At 41.3% G+C, this 6745-nt stretch carries 8 protein-coding genes; all 8 read right to left on the bottom strand.

Features of this window, described 5'->3' with window-relative positions; all coding sequences use genetic code 11:
* Positions 1–455, bottom strand: a 455-nt coding sequence (locus C1G49_RS10385) for a YSIRK-type signal peptide-containing protein (RefSeq protein ID WP_153048237.1), incomplete at its 3' end; no start/stop codon positions are given.
* Positions 456–1217: 762 nt separating this feature from the next.
* A complete protein-coding gene (locus C1G49_RS10380; RefSeq protein ID WP_105125604.1) occupies positions 1218–2489 on the bottom strand; it encodes a toxic anion resistance protein in 1272 nt (423 codons plus the stop codon).
* Between the two features lies 1 nt (position 2490).
* Positions 2491–3312, bottom strand: coding sequence for a hypothetical protein (locus C1G49_RS10375; RefSeq protein ID WP_105125603.1), 822 nt, complete (start codon positions 3310–3312; stop codon positions 2491–2493).
* 99 nt (positions 3313–3411) lie between these two features.
* On the bottom strand, positions 3412–4068 hold the full coding sequence (locus tag C1G49_RS10370) for a CBS domain-containing protein (RefSeq protein ID WP_105125602.1): 657 nt from the start codon (positions 4066–4068) through the stop codon (positions 3412–3414).
* Positions 4069–4180: 112 nt separating this feature from the next.
* Positions 4181–4450, bottom strand: a complete 270-nt coding sequence (locus C1G49_RS10365; protein ID WP_202971643.1) for a transposase — start codon at positions 4448–4450, stop codon at positions 4181–4183.
* Complete coding sequence (locus C1G49_RS10360; RefSeq protein WP_161942117.1) at positions 4447–5409, bottom strand: Rpn family recombination-promoting nuclease/putative transposase; 963 nt, start codon at positions 5407–5409, stop codon at positions 4447–4449. The genes C1G49_RS10365 and C1G49_RS10360 overlap by 4 nt, the downstream gene beginning before the upstream one ends.
* Before the next feature lie 143 nt (positions 5410–5552).
* Complete coding sequence (locus C1G49_RS10355) at positions 5553–6164, bottom strand: FMN-dependent NADH-azoreductase (RefSeq protein WP_105125600.1); 612 nt, start codon at positions 6162–6164, stop codon at positions 5553–5555.
* Between the two features lie 128 nt (positions 6165–6292).
* Positions 6293–6694 carry a GNAT family N-acetyltransferase gene (locus C1G49_RS10350; protein WP_105125599.1) on the bottom strand — a complete coding sequence of 134 codons (402 nt, stop codon included), beginning with the start codon at positions 6692–6694 and terminating at the stop codon, positions 6293–6295.
* Positions 6695–6745: the final 51 nt, after the last annotated feature.

Below are 6745 nucleotides of genomic sequence, written 5' to 3'. Positions count from 1 at the left end.
ACTGTAGCTGATTTCACTACTGCGTTTACAAGGGTGCCATCTTCTAGCACATAGTTCACGATGTAGTTAATGGTTGCTGAACGTTCAACTGTCGCAGCTACTTCTGTAGTTGTCGCTGATGCAACTTCTGTCGCTGTTGTTTCAGTAGTCGTTGAAGCTACTGTAGCTGCTGTGTCAGTAGCAGTTGTAGCTACTGTAGCTGTTGTTTCAGTAGTCGATGACGGTGTTACTGCTACACTTGCTTCTGTTGATGAAGCCGAGGTTGTAGTTGCTGTAGTTGCTGTCGTTGGTTCGGATGTTGCAGCTGTTGTTTCTGCTTTAGCGGCTTGCGCACCAGCACCCATGGCTAGTGACATACCAAGCAATACGCTGGCTGCACCGAAATGATATTTACGGATTGAGAAATGTTGTTTCATTCCGTACCAATCAAATGATTTTTTCTTTGCTCTCTGCATCAAATGCCTCCCAAAAAATAATAACAAGCTATGTGAAAAATCATCAATAGGAAATGCAACAATAAACTTATCCTTTAAAGCTCTAACTGTCCTTCAAAGGTCGTGGAATATTCATCGTCAAACTATATAAAATAGTAATAATCAATATATATGGGGGGATTGATTGGTACATATACACTTTAACAATTTAATAAGCAACCATCCACCAAGTTCTTGTTACGTTTACCATGCGACTGTCCACATAGCTGCTGACGATATATACATATCCCTAAAAGCCTTATCCTACAACACTTTTCAACCTTATGTGGTTCTCTAGTCAACCATATAATACAAGTGAACGGATGTCTAGACTGTCGAAAATCCATACTTGACGCGCAACACTTCGCAAGTATCGTTCCACATCTACCAGTGAATAAACACCTAGCTTACAGAAATAAATATATCTTCCAAATTATATCACCCCCCCCCCCATATTTTTCAAGTACTATGCTTAAAATTGCAATATTTTTTTGCTTTTTTATTCAATACCCGAACATTTGCATTTTTAATTTAGTCAAAAATCCTATTCTTTATACTTGTTTTCCTTCAGCTACTTGTTTGAAAGATAGATTTTTATTGCTTATTCTAGAATGAACTTTTAGGTAAACATATCGTTAGAATTCTTATAAAAAAAAGAAAAAAAGTCCAATTAAGGACTTCTTTTATCAGCTTTGTTCTTACAACTACCATTATTTTTAATGACAAAAAGCGGCAGTTTTTGTATTATTCAGCTGTTTCTAGTGGCTGTTCAGCCTCTGACTGAGCAGCCTTACCTTGATCCAATAAGGCTGCAATAATCTTCTGATCACGCAATTTTACAGAATCATTGATGGTTTCAGCCGAACGGATAATAGCCGCTTCCAGCTCACGACGTTTTTGGCGACCTTCATCAATAGCTGCAATAATACCATTGTTTTGGGCGACCAAACTCTCTGCCAACTTGGTAACAGAAGCTACTGAAAGGGTTGGATTTTGTGCGGTGCGTTCCATCATCGGAATGGCTTCTTTTGATGTATCCGCCAGCATTTGCAAAGCAGCATTGTTGGCATTGACAATGGCATCCGCTGTCTGACTAGACTTGATAGACTGTTGGAGGATACCCAACTGGGCAATAGACAGCTTCATTGTCGGAATGGTATTGCGGCGCAACATACCAAGTCGTTGCTTCATATCTGACGAAACTTTGACAAGGTTACGCATTTGTGGTGTTGTTGTCCAGGCAACATAGAGGCGGCTCATGTATTCAGAGTGCTGTTGTTCCAGAATATTGGCAACTTCCGTCACACGCGCCAGCTTTTCAGAAGCAACTTGATAGTCTACCGTAGTTGGTTGCAGACCTGCCAAGCGTTCCTGCTCTGCTTTTGCTCGCTGGGCAGCCTCTTGACCAGTGGCTTCGATAAAGGCGATGACACCGACTAGATTTTCAATAGACTTGGTATTGTTCTCAATCAGGAGCTCCGCTGATACGATATTACGGGACAAGACTTCCTCTTGCTTGACCACACTGGCCGCCATGCTGTCCATTTTCTTTTCAATGGTCTGCGAATCAAAGTAAAATTCCTGCAAGTCGTTTTTGGTCTGCTTAAACAGGCGTTGGAAGAAACCTGGTTTCTTTTCCAACTCAGCCGTTGTCGAAATGTCCTTGTACTTGGCCACAAAGCCATTCAATTCACGGTTGGTATTGGCCAGAAGTTCATCCACCTGTGGAATTTCAATCTTTTTCTGTTCAGACAGAATGTGGTTGACCGTCGCATTAACTTCTTCTACGGCTTCCTTGCCGAAATCCAAGAGTGCATTCTGATTGGCCAAGAAATTATCGACCAATTGTGGTGCTTTGGCCCGAATGCCTGTCTGTTGTTCTGGTGTCAACTGGGCCAAAAAAGATACCTTGGTCGTATCTCCAGCTGGTGTTGCTTGAATGATTTCCGTGGTCTTGTCCTTGGTTGACAAACTATTGTTAGCAATCTGATCAATATCGAAATTAAATCCTGACATCTTATCCTTCTTTCTTCTTCATCATGCGCAGGCTGATTTCAAAGTCCTGCATATCAGCTTCGTTAAATTGTTTAATGGTATCGTCCAAATCCCTGTCAAAGGTTTCCAGAGCCAGCTTAGCCTGAGCCAGTCGCTCTTCTGCATTGAAATAATCTTTGGGTGCTTCCTTGATTTTCAAATAGCCCTGTAAGATATCCCTAAAGCGACTCATATTGGCTTCATGGATAGCTGTCAATTCTTCCCGCTTATCCGGTGCATTTTCAAGTTTCTCTAGAATAACCTGATTGTCCCTTTGAATATTGCAATAGGTTTCAAGAATTTCAGGAGCCAATTCTGCAATATAGGTTTGCTCGTCCCCAGTTTTAGCTTGCCTAGGAGGACGCTCACTTTTCAGATTATCATGACTTTCAGTAAAGGAGGAAGTCTGCTCAGGCATTTTTAATTGATATTTTAGTTGCAAGGTATCGACAATTTCCTTGCTTTGAAAGGCATCCAGGTATTTGCCGTTCTTTTGATACAATTGGTCTAATTCAAATAATTCTCCTAAGATGCGGCTACGCAAGCTTAAAACTGCTTTATCCTCACCGCTTTCCGCCAACAATTGCTGGTGTTTCTCAAAACCAGACCGAATGCTGAGCTGGAGGGTCTGCAAGCGGTTGATTTTGTCCCCATGCAAAAAACGATTGATATTATCACGCTGGAAAAGCTTACCAAGCATTGGTAAGACAACTTTCCCTAAAATTTTGAACAAACCGAAGACTAGAACAAGTAGGATACTCTCTATATCGTCATCTCTATACTTTTTGTATTTCTTATATCCCATACTTCCTCCTCTTGTAATCCCTTTTATTATACCATATAAGTATTTTATCTAGTCAAAACTTATTTACAAAAAGAAGAAAAAGCCGAGAAATCTCGACTTTTAGATATTTTTTGCAACAGTTGGTACTAGACTATCAATTTGCAAGCCAGCTCCTTCAAATAGGGCTCTGATTTCTTCGACATCTACCTTACCATCAATTTGCACTTCGATAACTGCCTTACCTGATTTGGTAACTAGTTGGACCGTTGAAGCAATATTGTATTCCTTGTCTGCTACCAGACGGATGATTTTCTCTAACTCACCAGCCTTATTTTCCACAAGGAAGCGAGCACGAACACCCTCTTCACCATAGCCTGACACATGGAGAAAGGCTGCAAATACATCACGATCAGTGATAACACCATAGAGTTGGCCATTATCTACAACTGGAAGAATACCGACCTTGTTTTTATACATGAGATAAACAGCATCTTCAAGACTGGCATAGCCTGAAACAGTGATGACATTTTTAATCATGACATCCTTGACCTTGGTCTTGTTTAGAAGATAGTTCATCTCATAGATAGATAAACTGGTTGCCTTAGATGGACTTGCTTCTGCAATAGTTCCTTCTGTCACCAAGCCAACTAGTTTGTCATTTTCAATAACGGGCAAACGGTGCAAGCCTTGCTCACGCATCAAATCAGCCGCATGAGCAATGGTTGTATCTGGTGAAATGTAAACAACTTTGCGGGTCATAAAATCTTTAACTGACATAGGATATCCTCCTGGTATTTTTCCTACATCCATTATAGCACAACACGAAAACGATTTCAATATTTTGTGAAAAGAAATGAAAATCGAAGCCAGTAATAAATAGAAAGACTGGTTAATTCATCCTTCCTACTTTCAAACCATCCAGTTCTTCCTGACTAAGACCTGTCAATTCTAAAATCAAATCATCTGAAAAACTCTTACCCAACATCTGCTGAGCAATCTTGAGTTGACCATCTAACAAACCTTGTTGTAGACCCTGTTGTAGGCCTTGTTGTAAGCCTTGTTGCAGACCTTCTTCCTTACCACGACTTCTACCTAGTAAGAAGGAAGTTTCCAGCTCACCAAAATGATTGGCGGCACTGTAGGCCAGTTGATCAATCATCGGCTATCACCTGCCGGACTCTCCCGTCTAGCTTTCAAACCATCTAACTCTTCCTGACTAAGACCCGTCAATCTCACTATTATATCAACAGCGAAACCCTCGGCCAACATCTGCTGAGCAATCTTGAGTTGACCATCTAACAAACCTTGTTGTAGACCCTGTTGTAGGCCTTGTTGTAAGCCTTGTTGCAGACCTTCTTCCTTACCACGCTTTCTACCTAGTAAGAAAGAAGTTTCCAGCTCACCAAAATGATTGGCGGCACTGTAGGCCAGTTGATCAATCATCTTCCTCTCCTCCTCTGTCCATGTATTTCTATCCAGCAAATGTTCGGCTTTGCTGATGACGTCTGTCTGTTGTTGACTAAATACTCGATTGGCAAAAAATTCCATCCATAAGCGCTGCTTCCGCCCCAAACTTCCCTCGCTCAGCTTGTTCAACTCAATAATGACCATCTCAAATGGCTTTTTCAGCTGACCTTCTTTTCCAAAAGGTAATTCCAAGACCTGTCCGTTTTCCTCGGCTGTCAGGACAAAGGAATGAATTGGATGCATGTCGTCAAAATACCGGCTGGCCACTAAGGCGATAGAATAGATAGGCGAAATCTTATCATACATATCATGGGTCCGTTTGACCTTGTCCCTGACATTTGGCAAGTCCTTGACCAAGTGTTGGCAAGAGTAGGTCCAGAGCCGCTTGATAAAGCTGTGCTGATGAACCACCTGGATTTCAATGATAACCTGAGTCCCGTCGTCCAGTCTGGCTAGAATATCCACCGTTGTGCTAAAGTAGCCCTCCCGCTCTTTCTTGACATCGGCAAGGGTACCATTCAAAATCTGGACGGCTTTGGGACGAAAACCTAAAAACGTTTCAATAAAATCAATGGTAATCTCATGATCACTGAAAATCTTCTTAGCAGCAATATCTGCCATTGGGTTAATGCTATGTCGAAATCTTGTCAATTTTTTCCTCCGATAAATAGAATTGAGAATCATCTCTATACTATCTATTCGAAGTTCCTAGTAATATTATAGCACTTGGGAGAACATTTTTCAAAGATAAAAAGAAAAGGATCCGGAATCATCCCCAAATCCTTTTATTGCTATTAAAAACTTTCCAAAATCCTATCGATTTTGGACATTGCCTCATCATAGATAGCCTGAGCCTGGTTTGGATCGGCCGATTGTCCTTCGATGAAGACCTGATGGATGTCTTCAAAGCCAAGAAATTCAAAGACAGATTTGATGTATTGGGCTGCTGGATCTTGACCTGCATAGACACCACCATTGGACTGGATATGGAGAAGTTTTTTGTCCTTGACCAATCCGATGGAGCCTTCTGGTCCATACTTGAAGGTCAGGCCTGCAACGTTAATCGTGTTAATCCAAGACACTAACTGACTTGGCACATTGAGATTCCAAAGGGGATTGACCACAACAATCTTATCTGCCGCAAGAAATTGTTGGGTCAAGGCATTGTAGCGGTCCAACCACTCTGCTTGTTCAGGACTGATTTCTATACCTTTTTTGACTGCTCCCATAGATTCTAACAAAGGCTTATCCAAAGCTGGTATCTGATCTTCAAAGACATCGACTATCTCTATCTCATCCTCTGGGTGCAAACCGGCGTACCGAGTTTGAAACTCTTCCAAAGCTCGCAAGGCGTAGGACTTTTGTGCGTCGAGGGGGTGGGCCTTTACAATTAATACAGTTGCCATTGTTCATCTCCCTTGTTACTAATTATTGATAAATATATTCTACTCTTTTTGATTTGAAATTCAAATCATTTGCTCGAAGCAAAAGGCTGGTCTCCCAGCCTCTGCTTTTTTAGATTGTCTTATTATTTTTAATAGGTGTAAGCGATACAGTCTAGGCTATCAACAGCTGTAAAGCCAAGTTCTTCATAGAAAGACCTTGTTTTCTCAGTATTGTCCGTCAAGAGATGAAGTTGATAAATCTCTGGAAAATGGGTAATGGCTTGTTCCAAAAGATGACGACCAATTCCTTGTCGCTGATAGGTTGGCAGGACCAAGATGTCCTGAATAAAAACGATTGAATGGCCGTCACCAACTGCTCGCAAGAGACCCACGAGACGATCACCGTCATAGGCCGCAAGAATAAACAGGCTATGTTCCAAGGCCTTCTGTAACATAGCAGGCCGGTTAGTATAATTTGTCCAACCAACTGAAGCATAGAGGTCAAGGACAGCTTGAACATCAAGTTGAGGATGTTGTTTGTAAGTAATCATGATCTTCTCCTTTGTATTATTTTTTAGAATACAAAGGTTTTATCCATTGTC

Source organism: Streptococcus suis (genome assembly GCF_002960625.1).
GTDB lineage: Bacteria > Bacillota > Bacilli > Lactobacillales > Streptococcaceae > Streptococcus > Streptococcus suis_T.
Note: the sequence above shows the minus strand (reverse complement) of the source record. Positions and strands in the feature narration are given on the sequence as shown.

What these genes read in the sequence shown, in the direction of transcription:
- C1G49_RS10380 (WP_105125604.1), bottom strand. Translation starts at nt 2,489, where the DNA reads ATGTCAGGATTTAATTTCGATATTGATCAGATTGCTAACAATAGTTTG.
- C1G49_RS10375 (WP_105125603.1), bottom strand. Translation starts at nt 3,312, where the DNA reads ATGGGATATAAGAAATACAAAAAGTATAGAGATGACGATATAGAGAGT.
- C1G49_RS10370 (WP_105125602.1), bottom strand. Translation starts at nt 4,068, where the DNA reads ATGTCAGTTAAAGATTTTATGACCCGCAAAGTTGTTTACATTTCACCA.
- C1G49_RS10365 (WP_202971643.1), bottom strand. Translation starts at nt 4,450, where the DNA reads ATGATTGATCAACTGGCCTACAGTGCCGCCAATCATTTTGGTGAGCTG.
- C1G49_RS10355 (WP_105125600.1), bottom strand. Translation starts at nt 6,164, where the DNA reads ATGGCAACTGTATTAATTGTAAAGGCCCACCCCCTCGACGCACAAAAG.
- C1G49_RS10350 (WP_105125599.1), bottom strand. Translation starts at nt 6,694, where the DNA reads ATGATTACTTACAAACAACATCCTCAACTTGATGTTCAAGCTGTCCTT.